Origin of the sequence: Microvirga sesbaniae (assembly GCF_025460805.1) — a bacterium.
Taxonomy (GTDB): Bacteria; Pseudomonadota; Alphaproteobacteria; order Rhizobiales; family Beijerinckiaceae; genus Microvirga; species Microvirga sesbaniae.
Map to the genome: position 1 here is coordinate 403798 of NZ_JAMXFJ010000002.1, position 26975 is coordinate 430772.

Sequence of the window (26975 nt, forward strand, 5' to 3'; positions counted from 1 at the left end):
CGCCCCGGCGACACCGGGAATTGAACGTGATTCGGATCAGGCCTTCGCGATGCCGACCCGCTTGATTTCCCATTCGAGCTCGACGCCCGACGTCTCGCGGACCCGGCGGCGCACCTCCTCGCCCAGCCCCTCGATCTCGGCCGCCGTGGCGGAGCCGTGATTGATCAGGAAGTTGCAGTGCATTTCCGAGACCTGCGCGTCGCCGATGCGAAGCCCGCGGCAGCCCGCCGCGTCCACCAGCTCCCATGCCTTGCGGCCCGGGGGGTTCTTGAAAGTCGATCCGCCCGTCCGGGTGTTCACCGGCTGGGTCGAGGAGCGCGCCTCCGTGATGGCGTTCATCTCGGCCAGGATCTCGTCCGGGTCGCCCGGGCGGCCCTCGAACAGGGCCTCGGTGAAGATCACGTCGTCCGGCACGCTCGAATGACGATAGGTGAAGCCCATCTGCGCGTTGGTGAAGCTCACCGCCTCGCCGGTGCGCGTGACGCCCTTCGCCTCGACAAGCACGTCCTTCGTCTCGCCCCCGTAGGCGCCGCCGTTCATGCGCAGCGCTCCCCCGACCGCACCGGGAATGCCGCGCAGGAACGACAGACCGGCGATGCCGGCCTCCGCCGCCGCGCGCGCCACCTTCACGTCGGGGGCGCCGGCGCCGGCGCGCACGCGATGTCCGGGCTCCACCGACACCTCGGCGAAGCCCTTGCCCAGGCGGATCATGACGCCTTCCCATCCGCCGTCGCGGACGAGAAGGTTCGATCCGAGGCCCACCACGAGGACCGGCACGGTGCGGTCGAGCCCCCGCAGGAAAGAGGCGAGATCGTCCTGGTCGGCCGGGGTGAACAGCACCTGGGCCGGCCCTCCCGTGCGGAACCAGGACAGCGGCGCGGTCGGGGCGTTCGCCTCCAGCTTGCCGCGCAGGTCCGGCATGCGGGCTTTCAGGTCGGGAACGATGTCGGCGAACATCACGCGGCTTTCTCGCCCAGCGCGTCGAGTTCGCCCGGCAGGGCATAGGCCCATTGGGTGATGTTGCCGGCGCCGAGGCAGATCACGTAGTCGCCCGGCCTCGCGATGCCCTTCACGAGGCCTGCGAGGTCTTCCGACCGCTCGAGCGCCATCACGTTGCGGTGGCCGCGGGCCTTGAGGCCCGACACGAGGCTGTCGCGGTCCGCTCCCGGGATCGGCTGCTCGCCCGCCGCGTAGACCGGCGCCACGATGACCGCGTCGGCGTCATTGAAGCAGGTGCAGAACTGATCGAACAGGGACGACAGGCGCGAGTAGCGGTGCGGCTGCACCACGGCGATCACCTGGCCGTCCGTGGAGGCGCGCGCGGCCTTGAGCACCGCGGCGATCTCGATGGGATGGTGGCCGTAATCGTCGAACACCGTGACGCCGTTCCAGTCACCCGTGCGGGTGAAGCGGCGCTTCACGCCGCCGAACCCGCCGAGCGCCTTGCGGATCGCATCCGGCGTGACGCCGAGCTCGTGGGCGACGGCGATGGCCGCCGTGGCGTTGAGGGCGTTGTGCGCGCCGGGCATCGGCAGGACGAGATCCTCAAGCTCGAGACGGAAGCCGGGGCGCCGGTCGCGGATCATCACGCGGAAGCGGTTCTGGCCGCCGCGGGAATCCACGTCCATCAGGCGCACGTCGGCCTGCGGGTTCTCGCCATAGGTGATGATGCGGCGATCCTCGATGCGCCCCACCAGGTCCTGCACGGTCGGATGGTCGATGCACATCACGGCAAAGCCGTAGAACGGAATCGAGTTGATGAAGGAGTGAAAGGAATCCTTGATGGCGTCGAAGGTGCCGAAATGGTCGAGATGCTCGGCGTCGATGTTGGTCACGATGGCCACGTCGGCCGGCAGCTTCAGGAAGGTGCCGTCGGATTCGTCCGCCTCCACCACCATCCACTGGCCGTCGCCCATGCGGGCATTGGTCCCGTAGGCGTTGATGATGCCGCCGTTGATCACCGTCGGATCGAGCCCGCCCGCATCGAGGAGGGTGGCGACCAGGGACGTGGTGGTGGTCTTGCCGTGGGTGCCGGCCACCGCCACGCAGGATTTGAACCGCATGAGCTCGGCGAGCATTTCCGCCCGGCGCACGACCGGCAGGCGCTTCTCGCGGGCAACGCTCAGCTCCGGATTGTCGCGCTTGATCGCGGTCGACACCACGACGATCTCCGCATCCTCCACGTTCTCGGCCCTGTGGCCGATGAAGGTCTTGATGCCCTTGTCGCTCAGGCGCTTCACGTTGTAGTTGTCGGCGGCGTCCGAGCCCTGCACCGTGTAGCCCAGATTGTGCATGACCTCGGCGATGCCCGACATGCCGATGCCGCCTATACCGATGAAATGAATGGGACCCAGCTTCGGCGGCAGTTTCATGAGGCTTTTCCGTTATTGTTCGATGCAATGAGGGTGAGAACGGCCTGAGCGAGACGCTCCGCCGCATCCGTGATTCTGGCGCTATGTGCAGCGGCGGCGGCTTTGGTCAAGCGGTCAGGCTCTTGAAAAAAGAGCTGAATTTCATTTGCCAGCCGCTCAGGGGTGAAGTCCGATTGCGGACAAACGATGGCAGCGCCCAGATCTCCGAGCGTTTTGGCGTTGGCCGCCTGGTCCTGATCGAGGGAGCCCGGCAGGGGCACGAGGATCGAGGGCCGGCCGATCACGGCCAGTTCCGCGACCGTCGAGGCGCCCGAGCGCGAAACCACCAGACCGGCCTGCGCCAGACGATGCGGCAGGTCCTTGAAGAAGGGCTCTGCTTCGAATTCCACACCCAGATTCCGGTAATGCGCCCGGACCCGCTCCAGGTCTTCGCCCCGCGCCTGCTGGGTGACGGAAAGGCGCGCACGCAGATCCGGCGAGAGGCGCTCGACGGCCGGAGGCACCACGTCGCTCATCACCCGGGCGCCCTGGCTGCCGCCCACCACGAGGAGACGGAGCTTTCCATCGGGCTGCAGGCCCGCATAGGGCAGCTTCGCCGCCTCCAGCACCGCGGGCCGGATCGGGTTGCCCGTATGGATGACCCGGCCCGGCACGTTCGCCGGTACGCCCTTGGTGACAGGAAAACCCGTGGCGATCACGCTGGCGCGGCGGGCGAGCAGCCGGTTCGCGCGGCCCATGACGCCATTCGCCTCGTGGATCACCGTCGGGACCTTGAGGAACGACGCGGCGAGAACGGGCGGGACCGTGGGATAGCCGCCGAAGCCGACCACGGCGGCCGGCTTTATGTGCCGGATGAGGGAGGCGGCTTTGATCGTTCCTCGCCCGAGGAGCAGCGCCGCCTTGGCCATCTGCGGCACCGAGCGGCCCGAGGGCGTGGCGGACGGGATCTCGACGATCTCGTCGGCCGGGAACGAGCCCGCATACGCGTTGGCGCGCTTGTCGGTGGCGAGCGCCACTGAAGCGCCGGAGGCCTTCAGAGCATTGGCCAGCGCTTCGGCCGGAAAAAGATGACCGCCGGTTCCGCCGGCGGTCAGGAGGATGAGGGGAGCGGTCATCCGCGCGGCCAGTCCTGATTGAGGTTGTCCAGCATCTCGGCCCGGGGCCGGCGGCGCGTGAGGGCGATGAGGAAGCCCATGCCGAGCGCGAGCGACAGAAGCGAGGAGCCGCCGTAGGAGATGAAGGGCAGCGTCATGCCCTTGGCCGGCATGAGGTGGACGTTCACCATCATGTTGATGCAGGCCTGCAGGCCGAACATGAAGATGAGTCCGGTGGCCGCCAGGCGGCAGAACGTGTCCTCGTTGCGCCGGGCGAGCGATAGGCCGCGCAGCACGATGAAGGCGAAGACCACCAGCAGGGCGATGCACACGATGATTCCGAACTCCTCGGCCGTGACGGCGAAGATGAAGTCCGTATGGGCATCGGGCAGGATGCGCTTGACCGTGCCCTCGCCCGGGCCGCGACCGAGCCAGCCGCCGCGGGAGAAGGATTCCATCGCGGTGTCGACCTGGAAGGTGTCTCCGGAATCCTTGTCGAGGAAGCGCTCGATTCGGGCGCGTACGTGCGGCAGGAACTCATAGGCCGCCACGATGCCCACAAGACCGGCGCCGCCGAGACCCATGACCCAGAACCAGTGCAGGCCGGCGATGAAGAACAGGCCGCACCACACGATGGTGACCAGCATGGTCTGGCCGAAATCCGGCTGGAGGATCAGCGGCACGATGGTGGCGGGCAGGAGGAGAAAGGCGAGCAGCGTGCCGGGCACGTCCTTGCGGCGCGCGCCTTCCGAGAACGCCCAGGCGGACAGCACCACGAAGGCGGGCTTCACGAATTCCGACGGCTGGAGGCCGAGGGGGCCGATCATGATCCAGCGATGGGCGCCCTTGATCTCCGGCCCATACTGGAAGGCCAGCAGGATCAGCCCTATGCCGATCGCATAGACCAGCAGGGCCAGGCGCCGGATGTGGCGCAGGGACAGGAACGACACGGGGATCATGATGAACAGCGCCGGGATGAGGAACATCACCTGCCGGTTCACGAAATGGAACGTGGAGAGCCCGAGGCGCTCCGCCACGGGCGGGCCTCCCGCCATGAGGAAGACGAGGCCCGCCAGCATGAGGATGGCGAGACCGGCGAGGAGCAGGCGGTCGACAGTCCACCACCAATCGCCGAAGGCCGAGCGTTCCGCGCGTGACACCATCTTCAAGCCCCCCTGGCTTCAAGGCCGGGCAAGGCCCGGACCAGATCGCGGAAATGGTTTCCGCGCACTTCGTAATTCGCAAACTGATCGTAGGACGCGCAGGCCGGGGACAGCAGCACCACGGCGTGTCCGCTCCGCGCCTCGGCATCGGCGGCCGCCTGCGCCACGGCCGTGTCGAGCGTGCCGCTGTGGACATGCGGCACGTCGGATCCGAGCGTCCTGGCAAATTCATCCGCCGCGGCCCCGATGAGATAGGCCTTGCGGATCTTCGGGAAGTAGGACGTGAGCGGCTCGATGCCGCCTTCCTTCGCCTTGCCGCCGAGGATCCAGAAAATGTCCGTGAAAGACTTCAGGGCCTTTTCTGTGGAATCCGCGTTGGTGGCCTTCGAATCATTGATGAACAGCACCTCGCCGATCCGGCCGACCTCTTCCATGCGGTGCGGCAGACCCGGGAAGGTCCGGAGGCCGGAGCGGATCGTCTCCGGCGACACGTTCAGCGCCAGGGCCACCGCGACGGCCGCAGCGGCGTTCTGCGCGTTGTGCGCGCCGCGCAGGGCGCCGATCCCGGCCAGGCTCGCGATGGGCGCTGCATCGGACGCCGTCACGCCGACGAGCGTCTCGCCGTCCGCGAAGACGCCCTTGCCGTCCAGCGGCTCCACCGAGACGCGGGCGACGTTGATGCCCTTCGCCTCGCAGGCCGCGGCGATCGCCCGGCTCATCGGATCGTCGATGCCCACGACGGCGAGCCCCGCCTTCGCCACCAGCCGCTCCTTGATCGCCGCATAGAGCTCCATCGTCCCGTGCCGGTCGATGTGATCGGGCGAGAGGTTGAGATGAACCCCGATGGTGGGGGCGAGCGAGGGCGCGAGATCGATTTGGAACGACGAGCACTCGATCACATGGATACGCTCGTCGGACGGCGGGTCGAGGGAGAGGATCGCCGTGCCGATATTGCCGCCCATCTGCACGTCGCGGCCCGCCTCGCGCAGGATGTGGGCGATCAGCGCCGTCGTGGTCGACTTGCCGTTGGTGCCCGTAATGGCGACGAACGGCGCGTCCGGCGCGAGCTTCGCCCGCTCGCGGCAGAACAGCTCGATGTCGCCGATGATCTCGACGCCCGCGTCGCGCGCGAGCTTTGCCGACCAGTGAGGCTCGGGATGCGTCAGCGGCACGCCCGGCGAAAGGATGAAGGATGTAAAGCGCGACCAGTCGGCCTTGCGCAGATCAGCGGTCTCGATGCCCTTCGCGCCGGCTTCCGCCATCTTGGCCGGATTGTCGTCGCAGGCGATCACGTGCGCGCCGCCCTCCTTCAGGGCCAGCGCCGTCGCCAGCCCCGAGCCTCCGAGGCCGAAGAGCGCGACGGTTTTTCCTGCGAAGATGGAGACGGGGATCATGCGCCTTACCGCAGCTTGAGGGTGGCGAGGCCGGTGAGCGCCAGCACGACCGCGATGATCCAGAAGCGGATCACCACCTGCGGCTCGGTCCAGCCCAGCTGCTCGAAATGGTGGTGGATCGGCGCCATCTTGAACACGCGCTTGCCGGTGAGCTTGAAGGAGCTCACCTGGATGATCACGGACATGATCTCCAGCACGAAGAGGCCGCCCACGATGGCGAGGACGAATTCGTGCTTGGCCGCCACCGCGATGGTTCCGAGCAGGCCGCCGAGGGCGAGCGAGCCCGTGTCGCCCATGAAGATCTGGGCGGGCGGCGCGTTAAACCAGAGGAACCCGAGGCCCGCGCCGATGAGCGCCCCGCAGATCACGGCGAGCTCGCCTGTGCCGGGCACGAAATGGATCTGCAGGTAGTTGGAGAACACCGCGTTGCCGGTGAGATAGGCGATGAACCCGAAGGTGCCGGCCGCGATCATCACCGGCACGATGGCGAGACCGTCAAGGCCGTCGGTGATGTTGACCGCATTGCCGGCGCCCACGATCACGAAGCCGGCGAAGACGATGTAGAACCAGCCGAGATTGAAGATCAGGTCCTTCGAGAACGGCAGCGCCAGCTTGTTGGCGAGGCCGGGCGTCGCCATGTAGGAGATCGCGATGCACGCGACGGCCGCAATCAGCGCCTCGATGGCGAGGCGCGAGCGTCCGGAGAAGCCCTTGTGCGACTGCTTCGTGACCTTCAGGTAGTCGTCGTAGAACCCGATGGCGCCGAAGCCCACCGTGACGAACAGCACGACCCACACATAGTGGTTCTCGAGGTTGGCCCAGAGCAGGGTCGAGATCAGCACGCCGGCCAGGATCATCAGGCCGCCCATGGTGGGCGTGCCGCGCTTGGTCAGAAGATGCGATTGCGGCCCGTCCTCGCGGATCGGCTGTCCCTTGCCCTGGCGCAGGCGGAGCAGCGAGATCATCCAGGGTCCGAACAGGAACACGATCAGTAAGGCGGTCGCGGTCGCGCCGCCGGTGCGGAACGTGATGTAGCGGAAGATATTGAAGGGGCTGAAATAGGGGCTGAGCTCAGCCAACCAGGTTAACATCGGTCATCCTTTCAGCGCGTGGCCGGTGGGGCTCGCGCCGTAACGTTCTTTCAAGGCCTTGACGACGAGGGCCATCTTCATGCTGAGCGAGCCCTTGACCGTCACGGCGTCGCCGGAGCGCACCGCCGACACGACCCCGTCGACCAGCTCGGCGGAGGTCTGGACGTGAGCCGCGACCCTGGCCTTCGGCAGGGCGTCCACGAGATTTCGCATCAGCGGGCCGGCGGCGAACAGCAGATCGATCCTGTTCGCCTCGACGGCCTCCGCGAGCTCGGCGTGCAGGCGCGGGCCCGTCTCGCCGAGCTCCTTCATGTCGCCCAGAACGGCGATGCGCCGCGCCCCGCGTCCGAGCTCGACCGCGCCGAGATTGGCCAGCGCCGCCCGCATGGAGGCCGGGTTGGCGTTGTAGCTCTCGTCGATCAGCAGGGCCTCGCTGTCGCCGATGGCGAGCATCGTCCGCTCGCCGCGGCCCACGGGCGGCTTCATCTCGGCGAACGACAGGGCCGTCAGGGCGAGATCCGCGCCGAGCGCGTGAGAGGCCGCGAGCACGCTCAGGGAATTGAGCGCGATGTGCCGGCCCGCCGTGCCGATCCGGTAGGTCAGGGGCTGGCCGAACACCGTAGCGTCCACGACCGAGTGATCGGGCTTGACGATGATCCGGTGGGCCCGGATGTCGGCAGCCTCGTGCTCGCCGAAGGTGACGACGCGGCCCGCCGCGGATGCGGAGGCATGAGCGCGCATGCGCTCGAAATACGCGTTGTCACGGTTGATCACCGCGGTTCCGCCGGGCTCGAGCCCTGAGAAGATCTCGCCCTTCGCGTCCGCGATGCCCCAGAGCGACGGAAAGAACTCGATATGCACGGGTTCGACCGTGGTGATCACCGCCACGTGCGGACGGACCATGCCGGTGAGCGGCAGGATCTCGTGGGCGTGGTTCATGCCGATCTCGAACACGCCGAAATCGGTCTCGCGCGGCATGCGCGCGAGGGTCAGCGGCACGCCCCAATGGTTGTTGTAGGAGGCGACCGACGCATGGGTCGCGCCCTGGCGGGAGAGCGCGAGGCGCATCGCCTCCTTGGTGCCGGTCTTGCCGACCGACCCGGTGATGGCGACGATCTTCGCATCCGTGCGGGCCCGGGCCGCGCGGCCCAACCGGCGCATGGCCTCGAGCACGTCCGGCACGACGACGAGCCTATCGGAATCCGCGAAGGCGCTGGCCTTCTCCTCGGACACGACGGCGGCCGACGCGCCCTTCTCGAGCGCCGCCGGAACGAAATCGTGGCCGTCATGCACATCGCCCCTGATGGCGAAGTAGAGATCGCCCGGTTCGAGCGTGCGCGTATCGATGGACGCGCCCGTGCCCTGCGCGAAGCCCGCGCCGATGCGGGCCCCGGTGGCGGCCGCGATCTCGTCCGATGTCCAAAGGGGCGAATTCATCCCTGCCTCTCCGCAATGGCCGCCCGGACCTCGTCGTGGTCCGAGAACGGCAGGGTCCGGTCGCCGATGATTTGGCCCGTTTCATGACCTTTGCCGGCCACGACCAGAATATCGCCCGCTCGAAGCTCGCTCACGGCCGTGCGGATCGCCACGGCGCGGTCGCCGATCTCGCGGGCACCGGGCGCGCCCTGCAGCACCTCGGCGCGGATCGCCGCCGGATCCTCGGAGCGAGGATTATCGTCCGTCACGATGACCATATCCGCCTTGTCGGAGGCGATGCGTCCCATGAGCGGACGTTTTCCCTTGTCCCTGTCGCCGCCGCAGCCGACGATGCACACGAGGCGCCCCTTCACGAAGGGGCGCAGGGCGTCGAGCACATGGGCGAGCGCATCGGGCTTGTGCGCGTAGTCGACGATGCAGATGGCGCCGTCGACCTCGCCCACCTGCTCGAGGCGCCCGGACACGCCCCTGAGGGTCCGGAAGCCCTCGAACACGTCCTCGACCCTGCCCTCGCCTTCGACGGCGAGCACGAGGCCCGCGGCCACGAGGGCGTTCTCGACCTGGAAGGCGCCGAGGAGCGGCAGCACCGTCCGGAGCGTCTTCCCGAAGGCCTCGACGATCAGGGCCTGCGTGAAGCCGTCCGCGCGCGCCTCGACGAGACGAAGGGTCTCGCCCGCGCGGCCCGTGGTGAGGACCTCGAGGCCGCGCTCGCGGATCCCGTTCAGGAACACGTCCGCATAGGGACCGTCCGCATTGACGATCGCCGGCGCATCGGCGGGCAGAAGCGTGTCGAACAGGCGCATCTTCGCCTTGGCATAGGCTTCGGTAGTGGCGTGATAGTCGAGGTGATCGCGGCCGAGATTGGTGAAGCCTGCCGCGTGCAGCCGCACCCCGTCGAGGCGACGCTGGTCGATGCCGTGCGAGGAGGCTTCCATGGCAAGCCGCGTGACGCCGTCCTTCGCCAGGCGGTCGAAGCCCTCGTGCAGGGAGATCGGATCCGGCGTCGTGAGCGACCCGTAAGCCGCGCCGTCGGACGTGATGATGCCGAGCGTGCCCACGCTCGCCGACCTGAAACCCAGATGCGCGAAGAGCTGGCGCGTGAAGTCGGCCACCGAGCTCTTGCCGCTCGTGCCCGTGACGGCCACGACCTTCTCGGGCTGGTTCGGATGGAAGCGCGCCGCCGCGAGCGCCAGGGCGCGGCGCACGTCGCCGACCTGGACATAAGCCACGGAGGCCGGCAGATCGGATGGGCGCGCGGCCTCGCCCACCACGGCGACGGCGCCAGCCGCCACGGCCTGCGGCACGAAGCTCATGCCGTCCACCTTCGTGCCGGGCACGGCGAAGAACAGGGTGCCGGGCTCGACCTTGCGGCTGTCCGAGGCGATCCTTGAGACGGCGAGAGGGGCATGGTCATGCCCCTGCGCCAGATCGAGAAGGTCGCCGAGATGCATGGTGCGTGCGCTCATCGGTTGCTGCCCCAGGCGCCGAGGCGCGACATGAGCGGGAACGGCTGCTGCGGCGGCTCGAAGCGCGGCGGCACGCCGAGCAGCGGCGCCACGCGCTCGACCACGTTTCCGGTCACCGGACCGGCGTTCCAGCCGGCGGTCGAGAACCCGTAGGTGCCTTCCACGGCCTGCGGCTCGTCCATGATGGTGAGGAACACGTATTTCGGCTTGTCGGCCGGCACCACCGCCGTGAAGGTGGTGAAGTTCTTGTTCTTGGAATAGCGGCCGTTGATCACCTTCTCGGCCGTACCGGTCTTGCCGCCCACGAAGAACCCCGCGATGGCGGCGGCGCTCGCCGAGCCTTCCGGCACCGAGGCGTTGAGGCGCATCACATAGCGCATGGCCTCGCTGGTCTCGGGCTTGAGCACCTGAAGGGCGGTCTTGCGCGCCTCCTCCTGATCGCGCTTCAGGAAGGTGGGCTTGATCATCACGCCGCCGTTGACCAGCGCGCCCACCGCCGCGAGCGCCTGCAGCGGCGCGACCGCGAGGCCGTGGCCGAACGCGATGGTCATGGTGTTGAGCTCGCCCCAGCGGGGCGGAACGATCGGCAGGGCGCTTTCCGGCAGCTCCGTCTCGAGGCGGGTGAGCTGGCCCATCTTGCGCAGGAAGGCCTTGTGCCCCTCCACGCCGATGCCGAGCGCCATGCGGGCGGTGCCGATGTTGGACGAGTGGACGAACACCTCCGGCGTGCTCAGCACCCGGTGCGTCGCGTGGTAGTCGCCGATGGTGAACTTGCCGTAGCGCAGGCCCGAGCGCGCATCGAAAGTCGAGTTGATGTTGTACTTGCCGGAATCGAGCGCCATCGCGACGGTCAGCGCCTTGAAGGTCGAGCCCATCTCGAACACGCCGACATTGATGCGGTTGATCCGGTCCTTGTCGAGCGCATCGACGGGATTGTTCGGATCATAGTCCGGCAGGGACACGAGGGCGATGATCTCGCCCGTGTTCACGTCCAGGATCGCGCCCGCGGTCGCCTTGGCCTTGTACTTGGCCATGCCCTTGACGAGCTCGTCGCGCAGCGCATGCTGCACGCGCAGGTCCAGGGACAGCTGGATGGGCTTGAGGTCGGCCGCCGAGATGTTGAACCCCGCGCCGTTGAGATCCTGCAGGCCCATGCTGTCGATGTATTTCTCCATCCCGGCGATGCCCACGTTGTCCACGTTGGCGAAGCCGAGCACGTGGGCGGCGGCCTCCGCGTTCGGATAGACGCGCTTGTTCTCCGGCAGGAAGCCGATGCCCGGGATGCCGAGGCGATGCACCTCCGCCTGCTGGCGCGGCGTGATCTCGCGCTTGACCCAGACGAAGCCCTTCTTGGTGCTGAGCTTGTTGCGCAGGTCCGTGGCGTCGAGGTCCGGCAAGACGGCGGTGAGCAGCTCGACCGCCTCGTCCTTGTCGACGATGTTGCGCGGCTCGGCGAAGACGGACACCATCTTCACGTCGGTGGCGAGGATCTCGCCGTTGCGATCGATGATGTCGGGACGGGCTGCGGAAATTTCGGACGACGCGGCGCGGCGCACCTCGCTCGTGTTCTCGCTCGTCACCGCAAGAAAAATCAGGCGGCCTCCGATGAGGCTGAACAGGCCGACGAAGCAGGCGGCTGCGAGACCCACCCGCGAGGTGCTCTTGTCATGGCGCAGGCGAAACAGCTCGCGGGCATGGCCGAGCACGCCGCGTCCGACGCGTCGCGCGGACAAGGGAGCGCGTCCCGGATGCCGCGCAGGTGCGCCATCGGGATGTATGGACTGGCCGATCCCAAGGGCGGAATCCGCCGCAGGGTCCGCCGCGGGATCAGGAAGGCTCGTACCCTGCCATTCGGTTTGGGGCTCTTGCAACACGAGGCTCACCGTTTCGGAGTTTGGGTCGTCGGGGTGCGGGCGTCCGAATTCTTGTCCTTCGGAGTCGACGTCGGCTCGAGAAGACCGAGCGCTTCGAGCTTGCGGCCGATCTCGTCCTCGCGCGAAGGCCGGTTCGGCAGGTCGGACAGACGCGCGAGCTGCTGGATCTTCAGAGGCTGAAGATCGAGATGCTTGTCGACCGCCTCCTGAAGTCGGTCGGGGCGATCGAGATACTGCCATTCGGCCTGCAGAACCGCGATGGCCTCGCGTTCGCGCTGCGCCTTGGATTTCAGCTTCGCCACCTGCTCGGCATAGTACAGCGTGTCGTACTTGATCGAATAGGCATAGCCTGCCGATGCGATGAGAGCAGAGATCGCGATGATGTGGAGCAGCCGGATCATCGGCGCCCTCCCCGTTTTTCAGCCGTCTGCGGCAACTCGGCCAACATGGTGATGGCGCTCAATGGCTCCTGCGGCGGCGTGTCCGTGCGCGCGCCGGCCCGCAGCTTGGCCGACCGAGCCCGCGGATTGCGCGCCAGCTCGTCGTCACCCGGTCCGACGGGACCTCTGGTGATCGCCTCGAAGGTTGGTTCGGGCGCGGCCGCCGTCGGCAGATGGCGCGAGCCCGTGGCCGCGCGCCCGGTGCGGACCGCAAGGAACTGCTTCACGATGCGGTCTTCGAGCGAGTGGAACGTGACGACGACGAGGCGGCCCCCGGGCTTGAGAATGCGCTCGGCCGCGTGCAGGGCGCGTACCAGCTCGCCGAGCTCGTCGTTGACCGCGATGCGAAGGCCCTGGAACACGCGCGTGGCCGGATGGATGCCGCCGGGCTCCTGCCGGATCAGCGAGGCGACGAGATCCGCCAGCTGGCGCGTGGTCTCGAAAGGCTGGCGGCGGCGCATCTCGATGACCGCGCGCGCCACGGCGCGCGCGCGCCGCTCCTCGCCGTAATGATAGAAGATGTCCGCGAGTTCCGCCTCGCTGGATTCGTTGACGAGATCGGCCGCGCTCGGACCGTTGCGCTCCATGCGCATGTCGAGCGGACCGTCGTTGCGGAACGAGAAGCCGCGCTCGGCCTGATCGAGCTGCATGGACGACACGCCGATGTCGAGCACGACGCCGTCGACGCTCTCGAAACCTTGCGCGTGCGCGATCTCGTCGAGGTCGCCGAACCGTCCTGGGACGAGGATCAGGCGCTTCTTGAACTTCGCCGTGAGAGACGCCCCGCCCGCGATGGCATCCGGATCGCGATCGATGGCGATGACCTTGTTCTGGGGATGGGCATCGAGAATGGCCCGGGTGTAGCCGCCGGCACCGAACGTTCCGTCGATGAAAGCACCGCCGCGCTTCGCGTCGAGCGCTGCGCCAACCTCCTCCAGGAGCACAGGAACGTGACGGGACGGTCCGCCAGCGGCTCCGGCTCCTGGGCCGTCGCCGCGTCCCATCATCGTTCCCGTACTCCTGGTGAGGTATTCTGCACTAGCCTTGGCTCCGCAATCCGGCTTCCCAATGCCTTCTTCAGGTCTCGGACCTTCGTGCGCGCCTCCTCCAAGTGCGCACGGAAGCGCTCGGGCTCCCAAATCTGGAACTTGTGACCGAGTCCGACGAACGTCACCGTATCGCCAATCCCGGCATGAACTTTTACCGTATCCGTCAGGATGACACGCCCCTCCGGATCGACCTTCAGAATCTCGCTGGTCCCGAACAACGCCGTCGACAGCTGATCCCGCTCGTCCGAATAGGGCGACAGCGTCGACAAGAACGCATCGATCTCGTTCAGAAGCACGTTGCCGCCTGCGTCCAGGGCCTGCGCGTCCAGCGCCGGATGAACGTAGAGCCCCTCGAATCCATCCTTGGCCAATACGGCCCGGAAGGATGCCGGGATCGAGACGCGACCCTTCGAATCCAACTTGTTGGTGAAATTGGACACGAAGCGGTTCATTGGCCGCAGCTCGCACGCTCCTGATTGTCAGCCCCCCGGCGGACCTTGAGGATCCGCCTCCCGCAGCCGGTGGTGACGCTACTTCCCGAAGCTGAACGCCAGCATTTCTTGAGTGCTTGACGCTCCCTTCGGAAGACACCGTCGACGGGATGGTTTGGGATAACATGGGATAATATGGGCGTCAACGGAACGGAGGTGGGGGACATGCGTCGCGGCATGCATTCCCCATGAGACGCATTTACGGTTAATGAATCGTAAGCGGAGCAATGGTTTGCTCCGCTTTCCTGCAAAATTCCGCCTGTGGAAAGATGGGGTCAGCCGGCCTGTAAGCCGGGTTCTGTAGGGCCCAAAGTCTAAGACCTTGGACGTGGCGGCCATTCCTCTGGGACGGTCATTGCTGACCGCCTCAAGCAACCAACCCGGACGACGGGCCTGGAAGCGGGCCTGGCGCGAACGCCTGTCGTCCCTATTCGGTTTTGCTCCTGGTGGGGTTTACCCTGCCGTGCGCATTGCTGCGTCCGCGGTGCGCTCTTACCGCACCCTTTCACCCTTACCCCGAGGTCCGAGAACCTTCGCGGGGCGGTCTGCTCTCTGTGGCACTTTCCCTGAGGTTACCCTCGCCGGACGTTATCCGGCACCTTGCTTTCCATGGAGCCCGGACTTTCCTCCCCGAGCGAACTCGAAGCGGCCGCCCGGCCAGCTGACGGTGAGGATGTGGTGCCAAATGCCCCTGCCCGTCAAGGGCATTGCGCATGATGCCGAGCGGCCGGTGCGCTAGTCGGCCGCGGCGGTGATCACCTTCACCTTGGCGCAATAGGCGCGCGACGCGCCGGTCATGGTCTGCGCGCGATGTCCGAACTGATAGCGCAGGATGGTGCCGCAGGTATCGCCACCGGCAAGCTTGTAGGCTCGGGCGAGATATTTCAAACCATACCGGAGATTGGTTTCCGCATCGAGCAGGCCGGCAGCCGGCCCCTGATAGCCGAGCGACTGCGCCGTGCGGACGTTGATCTGGGTGAGGCCCAAATTGGGGCCGTTGCGCGCGCCGGCATTGTAGCGGCTCTCGAGCCGGACGACGGCATCCGCGAGTTCGTAGGGAAGGCCGTTCTCGGACGCATAGCGGACGATCATCGGCCGGAGAGCGGTGCCGCGGGCGGAGTCCGATGACCGCAGCTTCAGCGCGGCGTCCACGGGCGTCGCGGGAACGGATGCGGTCTCGTCCTCCGACAGGGCGGCCGCCTCCACGGCCATCCGGGACAGCGGCTTGGCGTCCGGAACCTTGCCGTCCTGAGCCTTGGCGGCAGCGGCGGCTTCCTTCGCCTTCCTCCGGCTCGCTCCCTTGACGGCCTTCGAACCTTTCTGCGCCTCGGCCGCCTCGACGGCCTCCTCCGCGGCGGCTGTCGCCTCGGCGGCGGCCGCGCTCAGGAACTCAGCGGCCTTGTCGGGAGAAATGACCGCACCATCATGACCTCCTTCGGCCCGAGCTTCGGCGGCCAGAAGCAGGGCCGCAGCTCCAGCAGAGGCAATTGCAAGGGTTCTGAGCAGATGTTGCCAAGTCAAACCGAAACTCCAGCCGGCACAAATCGGAAGGTGCGGTCGGTGGAGGCCAATTAGGGCGAAGATGTGGCACATCAAGCCGCATATTTGTTCAGAATACGTTCAAGCTTGGCTGTGTAACCTTGAGGACTCCTGGCTTTGCGGGCCGTTTCTAGCCTCAGGCGAACGGCAAGAATTTTCCTCCGCTTATGCGGAACGGGGAGGAACTCTTTCTCCGCCCAGGAGTTGGCGACAGCGTAAGGTCAAGCTAAACAGGACCGGGCAGCCTACCGCCCGCTCAACAACAGGGAAGCCTCCATGAAGAAGATCATGACAGCCATTGCCGCCGGTGCCCTCACCCTCTCGATGGCAGCCTGCAACACCCCGGGCGAGCGCGCAGTGGGCGGCGCTGCGATCGGCGGCCTTGCTGGCGCGGCCATTGGCGGTGCAGCCACGGGTCGTGGCAGCGGCGCCCTGGCGGGCGCGGCCATCGGTGCCGCCGGTGGCGCGATCGTCGGCGCATCGACCGCCCCGGCCCGCCCGGCCTGCCCCTACGGTACTTATCAGGACGTCTACGGCAACGTTTACTGCCGCTGATCGCGCGTCCACGGTTGGATTTCAGGGGTCGGGACATTCCCGGCCCCTTTCCTTTTGCCCGCACTTGAGCGTACGACTAGTCGCACGATGATTCAGTCGATTTGGGGTAAGCTGGGTGGCGCCGGTATCGGGCTCGCGTTGGGCGGGCCGATCGGAGCCCTCCTGGGTGGTGTGGCCGGCCACGTTCTCATTGACCGCGAGGGCGCTCCTTTCGGGAAGCCGCCGCGCGACGTGCTCTTCACCATGGGTCTCGTGGCGCTCGCGGCCAAGATGGCGAAGGCGGACGGCGTCGTGGTCGATGTCGAGGTCAGGGCCTTCGAGCAGATCGTGGACGTGCCGGACAGCGAACACGGCAAGGTGGAGCGCCTGTTCAACCTCGCCATGCAGACCTCGGACGGCTTCGAGTCCTACGCCCGTCAGATCGGCGACGCGTTCAAGGACGAGCCCGCCCTGCTCGAGGATGTGCTCGACGGCCTGTTCCACATCGCCAAGGCCGACGAGGCGATCCATGAGGCGGAATACGCCTATCTGAGGGACGTGGCGACGATCTTCGCCTTCTCCGACAAGGATTTCGAGCGCGTCGCGGCCCGGCACGTCAGGCGCCCGGACGATCCCTACCTCATCCTCAAGGCCGACCGGAGCATGAGCGACGAGGAGCTCAAGCGCCACTACCGCCGGCTCGTGGCCGAGAACCATCCCGACCGGGAGATCGCCCGCGGCCTGCCGCCGGAAGCCGTCAAGATCGCGACCGAACGCGTGGCCGCCATCAACGCAGCCTGGGAACGCATCGCGGCCGAGCGGAACCTCCGGTGACGGCATGAGCGCTCTCGCCCCGGAAAGCCCGGTCGCCGGCAAGGTGTTCCCGTCGCCCAATCACGGGGAGCGCAAGGACGGCCAGCGCCCCAGCATGCTGATCCTCCACTACACGGGCATGCCGGACGAGAGCGAGGCCCTGCAATGGCTGTGCAATCCGGTCTCGCAGGTCTCCGCCCATTACTTCGTGTTCGGCGACGGGCGCGTGCTGCAGCTCGTTCCCGAGATGCGCCGGGCCTGGCACGCCGGGCTCTCCTCCTGGGACGGGGACAACGACATCAATTCCTGCTCCATCGGCATCGAGATCGCCAATCCGGGCCATCCGGGCGGCCTGCCGCCCTACCCGGACGCGCAGATCGAAAGCGTCGCGGCCCTGGCCCGGGACATCGTCGCCCGCTGGCGCATTCCGGCCACGCGGGTGCTCGGCCATTCCGACGTCGCTCCGGGCCGCAAGGTCGACCCGGGCGAGCTCTTTCCCTGGCAGCGCCTGCACGAGGCTGGCGTCGGCCACTGGGTCGCGCCCTCGGCCACGAGCGACGGCCGCTTCTTTTCCCGGGGAGACCAGGGCATGCCCATCGAGGCCCTGCAGGCGATGCTCGCCATGTACGGCTACGGGGTGAGGATCAACGGGGTGTTCGACGAGGACACCGAAAAGGTGGTCGCGGCCTTCCAGCGTCACTTCCGGCCCGAGCGCGTCGACGGGGTGGCGGATGCCTCGACGATCATGACCCTGCGCAACCTGATCGCCGCGCGGCCGCAGGGCGCCGCATGACAAAGAGTTAACTCGTAACGTCCCGGAAAATCGGCCACAATCGCCCTTCATGACAGTCCATGTGGTGGAGAGGGCTTTTCGGTGCGTCGCGTCTGGTTGTGGTTGATCGGCATCGTCCTGGTGGCGGGCACCGCCGGCTTCGTGCTGTGGACGCCCACGGGCGGCAACGCGTCCGATCAGGCTTACCGCCTCGGCGCGGTGGATCGCGGCCCGATCACGGCGAGCGTGCGCGCGACCGGCACGCTCAACCCGGTCACGACGGTGCTGGTCGGCTCGCAGCTCTCCGGCCAGGTGGTCGAGATCCTGGCCGACTACAACACCCCGGTGAAGGAAGGCCAGGTGGTGGCCCGCCTCTATGCCGAGCAGATCAAGTCGCGACGCGACGCGGCGCTCGCCGACCTCGCCCAGGCGAAGGCCGATCTCGACACCAAGCGCGCGCAGATCGACAAGGCCCGTTCGGCGCTGCAGCGCTCGCAGGCGCAGGCGAACGATCTCGCGGCCCAGCGCGACCGCACGCAGGCGCAGCTCGCGGACGCGCAGCGCACCCTCGACCGGCAGAAGGAGCTGACCACCCGGGCGGTGGGAACCCAGACGGCCCTGGAGCAGGCCGGAACGCAGGTCGACATCCAGAAGGCGAACCTCGTCTCGGCCGACGCGCAGATCGCGTCGAACAGGGCCGAGACGGACGGGCTCAGGGCTGACCTCGCCCTCGCCGAGGCGGGGGTGAAATCCGCCGAGGCGATCATCCTGCAGCGGCAGGCGAAGCTCAAGGACATCGAGATCGACCTCGCCCGCACGGAGATCAAGTCGCCCGTCGACGGCGTCGTGGTGAAGCGGGACATCGAGCTCGGCCAGACCGTCGCCGCCTCCCTGTCGGCCCCGACGCTCTTCACCATCGCGCAGGACCTGCGCGAGATCGACATCTACGCCAATATCGACGAGGCCGACGTGGGCCGCATCAAGGACGGCCAAAAGGTGACCTTCACGGTGAACGCCTATCCGAACCGCGTCTTCGAGGGCAGCGTCAGGATGGTGCGCCTGTCCGCCCAGACGGTGCAGAACGTGGTCACCTACACGGCCGTCATCGGCGTGCGCAACCTCGATCAGGCGCTCCTGCCCGGCATGACGGCAAACCTCCAGATCGTCACCGACGAGCGGGAAGACGTGCTGCGCATTCCCAACGCTGCCCTGCGTTTCCGCCCGCCGATCGCCGTCGCGTCGAGCGAGCCGAACGGCCAGGCGCCGCGGCGGCGCGCGCGCGACCGCGATGCGCCGGCGCAGCCGGAGGACGGTGCGGACGGGCGCATCTACCGGGTCGCCCAGGACGGCCGGCCCGAGGCCGTGCATGTGCGGCTCGGCGCGACGGACGGAACCTATACCGAGATCCTGCGCGGCGACGTGCAGGAGGGCGCGGCCATCATCGTCGGGGCCCAGCGCCAGGATGCCGGGGAGGATGCGAACGGCCCGGCCTCGAACCGCCGCCCCCGCCCCCCGCGCATGTTCTAGTGGAGTGCCCCGTGGCTCTCATCGAAACACGCGACCTGAGACGGGTCTACGATCTCGACGCCGGCCGGGTCGTGGCTCTGGATTCCGTGTCGCTCGACATCGACAAGGGTGATTTCGTGGCCGTGATGGGCCCATCCGGTTCGGGCAAGTCCACGTTCATGAATCTCGTCGGCTGCCTCGACAAGCCGACCACCGGCCATTACCGCTTGGCCGATACGGCGGTCGAGCGCCTCGACGCGGACGGCCTGGCGCGCCTTCGCAACCGCGAGATCGGCTTCGTCTTCCAGCAGTTCAACCTCCTGCCCCGCGTCGACGCGCTCGGCAACGTGGAGCTGCCGATGGTCTATGCGGGGTTCGACCGCAGGACCCGGCGCGAGCGCGCCCTGCATGCGCTCGGCCGCGTCGGCCTCGCCGAGCGGGCGCATCACCGCCCCATGCAGCTCTCCGGCGGACAGCAGCAGCGCGTCGCCATCGCACGCGCGCTCGTCAACGGCCCGAGCCTGCTCCTCGCCGACGAGCCGACCGGCGCCCTCGACAGCCGCACGGCCAACGAGATCATGGCCCTGTTCCAGGAGCTCAACCGCGAGGGCGTCACCATCGTGCTCGTGACGCACGATGCCGAGGTCGGACGCCACGCGCACCGGCTGATCCGCTTCCGGGACGGCCGCGTGACCGAGGATCACCGCCAAGTCCCGGTCGATGCGCGCGCCCTCGCCCGGGAGGCCGCCGAATGAGGTTGATCGAGGCCATCCGGTCCGCATTCTCGGCCATCGCGGCCAATGCCCTGCGCAGTCTTCTGACCATGCTCGGCATCGTCATCGGGGTCGCGGCCGTCATCGCCATGGTGGCGATCGGCTCCGGGGCGCGCAATCTCGTCGACCAACAGATCCGTTCGCTCGGCGCGAACCTCGCCATCGTGACGCCCGGAAATGTCACCCAGGGCGGCGCACGCCTCGGCGCCGGTGCGGCCTCCTCCCTCACGGACGACGACGCGCACGCGATCCGTCGAGAGGTCGACGGCGTGGTGGCGGCCGCGCCCTTCGTGCAGGGCGGCGCCCAGGTGGTGGCCGGCGGCAGCAACTGGGCGACGCGCATCTACGGCATCGACCGGGACTGGTTCTCCGCCCGCGAATGGGACGTCGCCACCGGCCGCACCTTCGATCCGGAAGAGGTCCGGCGCGGCGACATCGTGATCCTGCTGGGCCAGACGGTCGCCCGCAACCTCTTCGGCGAGGACGATCCCATCGACCAGATCGTGCGCGTGCGCAACGTGCCCTTCCGGGTCATCGGCGTCATGGCGTCGAAAGGGCAATCGGCCTTCGGTCAGGACCAGGACGATGTGGTCTTCGTGCCCCTCGACGCGGGCCGCCGCCGTGTGATCGGGCGCAACTACGCCAAGGACGGATCGGTCGGCTCGATCTTCGTGAAGTTCGCCGACGAGAGCGACATCGAGCCCGGCATCGCCAGCATGACGGAGCTGCTGCGCCAGCGTCACCGCATCACGGGCGAGCAGGAGGACGATTTCTCGATCCGCAACCTGACGGAAATCGCCAACACGGCGTCCGCCTCCGCCAACACGCTCTCCATGCTGCTCGCCGCCGTGGCCGCCGTGTCCCTGCTCGTGGGCGGCATCGGCATCATGAACATCATGCTGGTCTCGGTCACCGAGCGCACCCGCGAGATCGGCCTGCGGCTTGCCGTCGGCGCACGGCCGCGCGACATCCTGAGCCAGTTCCTGATCGAGGCGACGACGCTCTCCACCATCGGCGGGGCGCTGGGCATCGGCCTCGGCGCCGGAGCCGCCTATCTGGTGGCGCAGCTCGCCGGCTGGCCCTCGCTCGTGTCCACCAATGCCATCATCGTGGCGGTCGGCTTCTCGGCCCTGGTGGGCATCTTCTTCGGGTTCTACCCGGCGCAACGCGCCGCGAGGCTCGACCCCATCGAAGCCTTGCGGCGGGAGTGAGGACGCCGCTCACGCGCGTCATCACCGGGCTCGTCCCGGTGATCTCGATTGTTCGAGGCGGGGCGTTCTTCCGATCGGGATGGCCGGCACGAGGCCGGCCATGACGTGGAGAGTGTCGGTGAGACCATGGGACGGCGGGCACGAGGCCGACCATGACGCAGCAGGGTCGCAGCAGCCTTATTCCGCCGCCATCACGCGGTAGCGCGCCGGATCGTAGTTGAGGATCGGGGCGAGCCAGCGCTCGACCTCGGTGACGCTCATGTCCTTGCGGGCGGCGTAATCCTCGACCTGATCGCGCTCGACCTTGGCGACGCCGAAGTAATAGGCGTCCGGATGCGACAGGTAGAGACCCGACACGGACGAACCCGGCCACATGGCGTAGGATTCGGTGAGCGTCACGCCGATGCTGCGCTCGGCCCCGAGCAGGCTGAACAGGGTCGCCTTCTCCGTATGGTCGGGCTGCGCCGGATAGCCGGGCGCTGGGCGGATGCCCTGGTACTCCTCGCCGATCAACCCCTCGTTGCTGAGGTTCTCGTCCGTCGCATAGCCCCAGAACTCCCGGCGCACGCGTTCGTGCATGCGCTCGGCAAAGGCTTCCGCCAGGCGGTCGGCAAGAGCCTTGACCAGGATCGAACGGTAATCGTCGTTGGCGCGCTCGAAGCGCTCCGCGATGCGCACCTCCTCGATGCCGGACGTCACCACGAAGGCGCCGACCCAGTCGGGCTTGCCGCTCTCCACCGGGGCGACGAAATCGGACAGGCAGATGTTGGGCTTTCCGTCCCGCTTCGAGAGCTGCTGGCGCAGGCCGTAGAAGGTCGCGAGCTGCTCCTTGCGGCTCTCGCCTGTGTAGAGTCGGATGTCGTCGCCCACCGCATTGGCCGGCCAGAAACCGATGACGGCCTTCGGATTGAACCAGCGCTCGTCCACGAGTTGCTTGAGCATGGCCTGAGCGTCCTCCCAGAGCTGCCGCGCGGCCTCGCCCTGCTTCTCGTCCTCGAGGATCGCCGGGAAGCGGCCCTTCAGCTCCCAGGTCTGGAAGAACGGCGTCCAGTCGATATAGGGCACGAGCTCGCCCACATCGTAGCTGCGGAACACGCGCGCGCCGGTGAAGGTGGGCTTCGGCGGCTGATAGGACGCCCAGTCGAGCGCGAGCCTGTTGGCACGGGCCTTTTCGAGGGACAGGCGCTGCTTGTCCGCCTCCGAGCGGGCATGCGCCTCGGCCACCTTGCGGTACTCGGAACGGAGCGTCTCCACGTAGCCGTCCTTCATCTCGGACGACAGCAGCGAGGACACGATGCCCACCGCGCGGCTGGCGTCGGTCACGTAGACGGCCTGCCCCTTCTTGTAGTTCGGGTGGATCTTCACCGCCGTGTGCACGCGGCTCGTGGTGGCGCCGCCGATGAGCAGCGGGATGTCGAAGCCTTCGCGCTCCATCTCGCTCGCCACATGCACCATCTCGTCGAGCGAGGGCGTGATGAGACCCGAGAGGCCGATCACGTCCACCTTCTCCCGGCGGGCCGTCTCCAGGATCTTCTGGGCCGGCACCATGACGCCGAGGTCGAGGACCTCGTAGTTGTTGCAGGCGAGTACGACGCCGACGATGTTCTTGCCGATATCGTGCACGTCGCCCTTCACGGTCGCCATCAGCACCTTGCCGGCGGCGGACCGCTCGGTGACGCCGGAGGCTTCCTTCTCGGCCTCCATGAACGGCATCAGATAGGCGACCGCCTGCTTCATCACGCGGGCGGATTTCACCACCTGCGGCAGGAACATCTTGCCGGCGCCGAAGAGATCGCCCACCACGTTCATGCCGGCCATGAGCGGGCCTTCGATGACGTGCAGCGGGCGCTCGGCGCCCTGGCGGGCCTCCTCCGTGTCCAGCTCGATGAACTCGGTGATGCCGTTGACGAGCGCGTGCTCGATCCGCTTCTCGACGGGCCAGGAGCGCCACTCGAGATCGGCAGTCTTCGCGGCACCGGATCCATCGCCCTTGAAGCGGGGCGCGGCCTCCAGCAGGCGCTCCGTCGCGTCGGGACGGCGGTTGAGAACCACGTCCTCGCACAGCTCGCGCAGCTCCGGATCGATCTCGTCGTACACCGCAAGCTGGCCGGCATTCACGATGCCCATGTCCATGCCGACCTTGATGGCATGGAACAGGAACACGGAGTGCATGGCCTCGCGCACGGGCTCGTTGCCGCGGAACGAGAACGACAGGTTCGACACGCCGCCCGAGATATGCGCGTGCGGCAGCGTCTCCCGGATGATCCTGGTCGCCTCGATGAAGGCGACCCCGTAGCCGTTGTGCTCCTCGATGCCGGTGGCGACCGCGAACACGTTCGGGTCGAAGATGATGTCCTCCGGCGGGAAGCCGACCTGCTCCGTGAGGATCCGATAGGCGCGGGTGCAGATCTCGACCTTGCGCTCGAGCGTATCGGCCTGGCCCTGCTCGTCGAAGGCCATCACGACGACGGCTGCCCCGTAAGAGCGGCAGATCCTGGCGTGCTCGATGAACGATGCCTCGCCCTCCTTCATGGAGATCGAGTTCACGATGGCCTTGCCCTGGATGCACTTGAGGCCGGCCTCGATCACGTGGAACTTGGAGGAATCCACCATCACCGGCACGCGGGCGATATCGGGCTCGGCCGCCACGAGGTTGAGGAACTCCACCATGGCCTTCTCGGAATCGAGCAGGCCCTCGTCCATGTTGACGTCGATGATCTGGGCGCCGTTCGCCACCTGGTCGCGCGCGACATCGAGGGCGGCGGCGTAATCGCCGTTGGTGACGAGCTTGCGGAACTTGGCCGAACCCGTGACGTTCGTGCGCTCGCCCACGTTCACGAAGGGAATGTCCGAGGTCAGGACGAAGGGCTCGAGTCCCGACAGGCGCATGAGCGGCTGCACCTTCGGCACCGCGCGCGGGGCCTTGCCGGCAACGGCCTCCGCGATCGCCCGGATGTGGTCGGGCGTCGTGCCGCAGCAGCCGCCGACCACGTTGACGAGACCCGCATCGGCGAACTCGGCCAGCATCGTGGCCGTCGCCTCGGGGCGCTCGTCGTAGAGACCGAATTCGTTGGGCAGGCCGGCATTCGGATAGGCGCAGACGAGCGTGTCGGCAACCTTGCCGATCTCCTGGATATGGGCGCGCATCTCGCGGGCGCCGAGGGCGCAGTTGAGCCCGATGGAGAACGGCTCCGCATGACGCACCGAATGCCAGAACGCCGTCGGCGTCTGGCCCGACAGCGTGCGGCCGGACAGATCCGTGATCGTGCCCGAGACCATGATCGGCAACGTCACGCCCTTCTCGGCGAAGACCTGATGGGTCGCCACGATGGCCGCCTTGGCGTTGAGGGTATCGAAGATCGTCTCGATGAGGATGATCTCGGCGCCGCCGTCGACGAGCCCCCTCACCTGCTCGGCGTAAGCGTCGCGAACCTGATCGAAGGTCACGGCGCGATAGCCCGGATTGTTCACGTCGGGTGAGATCGACAGCGTGCGGTTCGTCGGACCGATGGCTCCCGCGACGAAGCGGCGGCGGCCGTCCTCCTTCTCGGCGATCAGCGCGGCCTCGCGCGCGAGCCGCGAGCCCTCGAAGTTCAGGTCGTAGACGATCTCTTCCATGCCGTAATCGGCCTGGGCGATGGAGGTGCCGGAGAAGGTGTTGGTCTCGACGATGTCGGCGCCCGCGCGGAAATAATCGAGGTGCACGTTGCGCACCGCATCGGGCTGCGTGAGGATGAGCAGATCGTTGTTGCCGCGGACGTCCTGCTTCCAGTCCTTGAAGCGCTCGCCCCGGAAATCCTCTTCCGTGAAGCGGGAGCGCTGCAGCTCCGTTCCCATCGCGCCGTCGAGCACGAGGATCCGCCTGGAGGCGGCTTCGCGAAGCGCCTTGATCACGTCGGCGCCGTTGGCGGGGCGAGGAGTATACGCGGTCATTCGGTCTGTTCTCTCGTGATCGTGGCCGAGGTCTCGCCGGCCGACGATTCTCGTTTCATGATGCGGATGTGAATGCCCGGCCGAGCCGGGCATCGGAAACTCAGGCCGCGGCCCTTACGCTCTGGTCGCGCAGGCCGAGCAGATGGCAGATGGCATAGACCAGGTCGGCGCGGTTCATGGTGTAGAAGTGGAACTCGTCGACGCCCCGATCGACGAGATCGATCACCTGCTCGGCCGCGACGGCCGCGGCGACGAGCCTGCGGGTCTCCACGTCGCTCTCCAGCCCCTCGAAGCGGGCGGCCAGCCAGTCCGGCACGCTCGCACCGGTCTTCGACGCGAAGTTCGCCGTCTGCTTGAAGTTCTGCACCGGCACGATGCCGGGCACGATCGGAATGTCGATGCCCCGGGCGCGGACGCGGTCGAGGTAGCGGAAGTAGTGATCGTTGTCGAAGAAGAACTGCGTGATGGCGCGGTCCGCGCCGCAATCGACCTTGGCCTTCAGAGCATCGATGTCCGCGTCGAGCGAGGCCGCCTCGGGATGCTTCTCCGGATAGGCCGACACGGAGACCTCGAAATCGCCGATGGCCTTGATGCCGGCGACGAGATCGCAAGTCCGCTCATAGCCGCCGGGATGCGGCTCGTAGGCCGTGCCGATGCCGGACGCGGGATCGCCGCGCAGTGCCACGATGTGGCGCACGCCCGCATCCCAGTAGGAGCGGACGACGTCGTCGACCTCTGCCCTCGTGGCCGCCACGCAGGTGAGATGCGCGGCCGGCTTGAGGTGCGTCTCCTGCACGAGGCGTGACACGGTGGCGTGCGTGCGCTCACGGGTGGAGCCGCCGGCCCCGTAGGTCACGGAGACGAATTGCGGATTGAGCGGAGCCAGACGTTGGATCGACGCCCAGAGGGTCTGCTCCATCTCGGGCGTCTTGGGCGGGAAGAACTCGAAGGACACCTTGATCGGACGGGCGACCTGCCGGCTGGGGCGGAGCGTAAGCGGTGACATCAGGCGACCTCTCTGTCGGGTTCACTCAAGGGCCAATCCGTCACCACACGGCGATCCTGGCCAAGCCAAAGGGATACGGTCAACTGCTCGTCGGCTGTCCTCGACGGAGCGATCTCCCGGGTGAGGGTGCAGTCGAGCCCCGCCTCGTCGAGCCATCCGGCGACCTGGGAGGGAGCGAAGCCGAGGCGGCGATGGGCCTGAGCCTCGCGCAGGAACTCGAGGTTGTGCGGGGCGAAATCGACCACCAGGATGCGTCCGCCCGGCGCCACCAGGCGCGCAGCCTCCCGGATCGCCCGGGCCGGATCGTCGAGGTAGTGCAGCACTTGATGGATGATGACGAGATCGAATGTGTCGCGGGGGAATGGAGGCGCATAGATGTCGCCCTGGCGCAGCTCGATTCCTCTGAGGCCGGCCTTCTCGAGGTTGGCCCGCGCCACGGACAGCATGGCGTGGCTGGCATCGAGCCCCACGGTGCGGCTGGCCCGGGGGGCCAGCAATTGCAGCATGCGCCCGGTGCCCGTGCCCAGGTCGACGAGGTTCCGGATCCTGGCCGGGCCCAGAGCATCGAGAACGGATGCCTCGACCACCGCTTCGGGCGCGTGGAGGGACCGGATCCGGTCCCAATCCGGCGCCAGGCGGGAGAAGAAGGCCTGGGCGGCCTGGGAGCGCTGGGCCCGCACGGCTTCGAGGCGGGTCCTGTCTTCCAGAAGTTGCGGGTCCGACCGGTCCAGGCTCTCCAGGGTCGGGCGGATGATTCGCAAGGCGACGCCCCGGTCGGTGAGCCGGAAGAACGCCCAGGCCCCTTCCCGGTGCCGCTCCACGAGACCCGCCTCGACGAGAAGCTTGAGATGACGGGAGATGCGCGGCTGGGACTGCCCAAGGATGTCCGTGAGGTCCGAAACGGACAGTTCACCTTCGGTCAGCAGCGCCAGGATCCGCAGGCGCGTCTCCTCGGCGGCGGCCCGAAGGACATCCAGGGTCAGATCCAGTGATGGAGACAGGGTGTCGGGCACGGCC

The 26975-nt window shown here is 67.5% G+C and carries 22 protein-coding genes and 1 other RNA gene; 6 read left to right on the top strand and 17 right to left on the bottom strand.

The genetic code is table 11. The annotated features are described in order from the left end of the window. Positions 1 to 36: 36 nt before the first annotated feature. The 14 genes from murB to OCW50_RS04585 all read right to left on the bottom strand — a co-directional run bounded on the left by murB (position 37) and on the right by OCW50_RS04585 (position 15392). Positions 37 to 957, bottom strand: coding sequence for a UDP-N-acetylmuramate dehydrogenase (gene murB / locus OCW50_RS04520; RefSeq protein ID WP_373371303.1), 921 nt, complete (start codon positions 955 to 957; stop codon positions 37 to 39). After that, entirely contained in the window at positions 957 to 2372 is a 1416-nt protein-coding gene (gene murC / locus OCW50_RS04525; RefSeq protein ID WP_262268170.1) for a UDP-N-acetylmuramate--L-alanine ligase, read from the bottom strand. Before murC ends, murB begins: the two co-directional genes overlap by 1 nt. After that, positions 2369 to 3487, bottom strand: coding sequence for an undecaprenyldiphospho-muramoylpentapeptide beta-N-acetylglucosaminyltransferase (murG, locus tag OCW50_RS04530; RefSeq protein ID WP_262296591.1), 1119 nt, complete (start codon positions 3485 to 3487; stop codon positions 2369 to 2371). The genes murC and murG overlap by 4 nt, the downstream gene beginning before the upstream one ends. Continuing rightward, positions 3484 to 4629, bottom strand: coding sequence for an FtsW/RodA/SpoVE family cell cycle protein (locus OCW50_RS04535; protein WP_262296592.1), 1146 nt, complete (start codon positions 4627 to 4629; stop codon positions 3484 to 3486). The genes murG and OCW50_RS04535 overlap by 4 nt, the downstream gene beginning before the upstream one ends. A 2-nt stretch (positions 4630 to 4631) precedes the next feature. Further along, a complete protein-coding gene (gene murD / locus OCW50_RS04540; protein WP_262296593.1) occupies positions 4632 to 6023 on the bottom strand; it encodes a UDP-N-acetylmuramoyl-L-alanine--D-glutamate ligase in 1392 nt (463 codons plus the stop codon). A gap of 5 nt (positions 6024 to 6028) precedes the next feature. Further along, positions 6029 to 7114, bottom strand: a complete 1086-nt coding sequence (mraY, locus tag OCW50_RS04545; protein ID WP_262268166.1) for a phospho-N-acetylmuramoyl-pentapeptide-transferase — start codon at positions 7112 to 7114, stop codon at positions 6029 to 6031. A 3-nt stretch (positions 7115 to 7117) separates the two neighbouring features. Further along, positions 7118 to 8551, bottom strand: coding sequence for a UDP-N-acetylmuramoylalanyl-D-glutamyl-2,6-diaminopimelate--D-alanyl-D-alanine ligase (locus OCW50_RS04550; protein ID WP_262296594.1), 1434 nt, complete (start codon positions 8549 to 8551; stop codon positions 7118 to 7120). Further along, positions 8548 to 10017, bottom strand: coding sequence for a UDP-N-acetylmuramoyl-L-alanyl-D-glutamate--2,6-diaminopimelate ligase (locus tag OCW50_RS04555; protein ID WP_262296595.1), 1470 nt, complete (start codon positions 10015 to 10017; stop codon positions 8548 to 8550). Before OCW50_RS04555 ends, OCW50_RS04550 begins: the two co-directional genes overlap by 4 nt. Continuing rightward, positions 10014 to 11750, bottom strand: coding sequence for a peptidoglycan D,D-transpeptidase FtsI family protein (locus OCW50_RS04560; protein ID WP_262296596.1), 1737 nt, complete (start codon positions 11748 to 11750; stop codon positions 10014 to 10016). The genes OCW50_RS04555 and OCW50_RS04560 overlap by 4 nt, the downstream gene beginning before the upstream one ends. A gap of 146 nt (positions 11751 to 11896) precedes the next feature. Then, a complete protein-coding gene (ftsL, locus tag OCW50_RS04565) occupies positions 11897 to 12292 on the bottom strand; it encodes a cell division protein FtsL (protein ID WP_262268163.1) in 396 nt (131 codons plus the stop codon). After that, positions 12289 to 13338, bottom strand: coding sequence for a 16S rRNA (cytosine(1402)-N(4))-methyltransferase RsmH (rsmH, locus tag OCW50_RS04570; RefSeq protein WP_262296597.1), 1050 nt, complete (start codon positions 13336 to 13338; stop codon positions 12289 to 12291). Before rsmH ends, ftsL begins: the two co-directional genes overlap by 4 nt. Beyond that, complete coding sequence (mraZ, locus tag OCW50_RS04575) at positions 13335 to 13832, bottom strand: division/cell wall cluster transcriptional repressor MraZ (protein WP_262296598.1); 498 nt, start codon at positions 13830 to 13832, stop codon at positions 13335 to 13337. Before mraZ ends, rsmH begins: the two co-directional genes overlap by 4 nt. A gap of 310 nt (positions 13833 to 14142) precedes the next feature. Further along, an RNA gene (gene rnpB, locus OCW50_RS04580) (RNase P RNA component class A) lies at positions 14143 to 14536 on the bottom strand. Between the two features lie 70 nt (positions 14537 to 14606). Next, the gene (locus OCW50_RS04585; RefSeq protein ID WP_262296599.1) at positions 14607 to 15392 is read right to left on the bottom strand and encodes a lytic transglycosylase domain-containing protein; all 786 of its coding nucleotides are present in this window, start codon (positions 15390 to 15392) and stop codon (positions 14607 to 14609) included. Between the two features lie 294 nt (positions 15393 to 15686). Here OCW50_RS04585 and OCW50_RS04590 point away from each other — a divergent pair, with 294 nt between their 5' ends. The 6 genes from OCW50_RS04590 (at position 15687) to OCW50_RS04615 (ending at position 21019) form a co-directional block, all read left to right on the top strand. Continuing rightward, positions 15687 to 15965 (top strand): YMGG-like glycine zipper-containing protein, encoded by a 279-nt coding sequence (locus OCW50_RS04590; protein ID WP_213561655.1) that lies wholly within the window; start codon positions 15687 to 15689, stop codon positions 15963 to 15965. A gap of 87 nt (positions 15966 to 16052) precedes the next feature. After that, complete coding sequence (locus tag OCW50_RS04595) at positions 16053 to 16778, top strand: TerB family tellurite resistance protein (RefSeq protein WP_262268159.1); 726 nt, start codon at positions 16053 to 16055, stop codon at positions 16776 to 16778. A 4-nt stretch (positions 16779 to 16782) separates the two neighbouring features. Beyond that, positions 16783 to 17550: an N-acetylmuramoyl-L-alanine amidase gene (locus OCW50_RS04600; RefSeq protein WP_262296600.1), complete on the top strand. Its 768-nt coding sequence runs from the start codon at positions 16783 to 16785 to the stop codon at positions 17548 to 17550. Between the two features lie 81 nt (positions 17551 to 17631). Next, positions 17632 to 19056, top strand: a complete 1425-nt coding sequence (locus tag OCW50_RS04605) for an efflux RND transporter periplasmic adaptor subunit (protein WP_262296601.1) — start codon at positions 17632 to 17634, stop codon at positions 19054 to 19056. Between the two features lie 11 nt (positions 19057 to 19067). Then, positions 19068 to 19790: an ABC transporter ATP-binding protein gene (locus OCW50_RS04610; protein WP_315974395.1), complete on the top strand. Its 723-nt coding sequence runs from the start codon at positions 19068 to 19070 to the stop codon at positions 19788 to 19790. Further along, the gene (locus OCW50_RS04615) at positions 19787 to 21019 is read left to right on the top strand and encodes an ABC transporter permease (RefSeq protein ID WP_262296602.1); all 1233 of its coding nucleotides are present in this window, start codon (positions 19787 to 19789) and stop codon (positions 21017 to 21019) included. Before OCW50_RS04610 ends, OCW50_RS04615 begins: the two co-directional genes overlap by 4 nt. A gap of 177 nt (positions 21020 to 21196) precedes the next feature. Here OCW50_RS04615 and metH read toward each other — a convergent pair whose 3' ends face one another. The 3 genes from metH to OCW50_RS04630 all read right to left on the bottom strand — a co-directional run bounded on the left by metH (position 21197) and on the right by OCW50_RS04630 (position 26971). After that, on the bottom strand, positions 21197 to 24952 hold the full coding sequence (gene metH, locus OCW50_RS04620; RefSeq protein WP_262296603.1) for a methionine synthase: 3756 nt from the start codon (positions 24950 to 24952) through the stop codon (positions 21197 to 21199). A gap of 100 nt (positions 24953 to 25052) precedes the next feature. Then, positions 25053 to 25958, bottom strand: a complete 906-nt coding sequence (gene metF / locus OCW50_RS04625) for a methylenetetrahydrofolate reductase [NAD(P)H] (RefSeq protein WP_262268154.1) — start codon at positions 25956 to 25958, stop codon at positions 25053 to 25055. Then, a complete protein-coding gene (locus OCW50_RS04630; protein ID WP_262296700.1) occupies positions 25958 to 26971 on the bottom strand; it encodes an ArsR/SmtB family transcription factor in 1014 nt (337 codons plus the stop codon). The genes metF and OCW50_RS04630 overlap by 1 nt, the downstream gene beginning before the upstream one ends. Between the last annotated feature and the right edge of the window lie 4 nt (positions 26972 to 26975).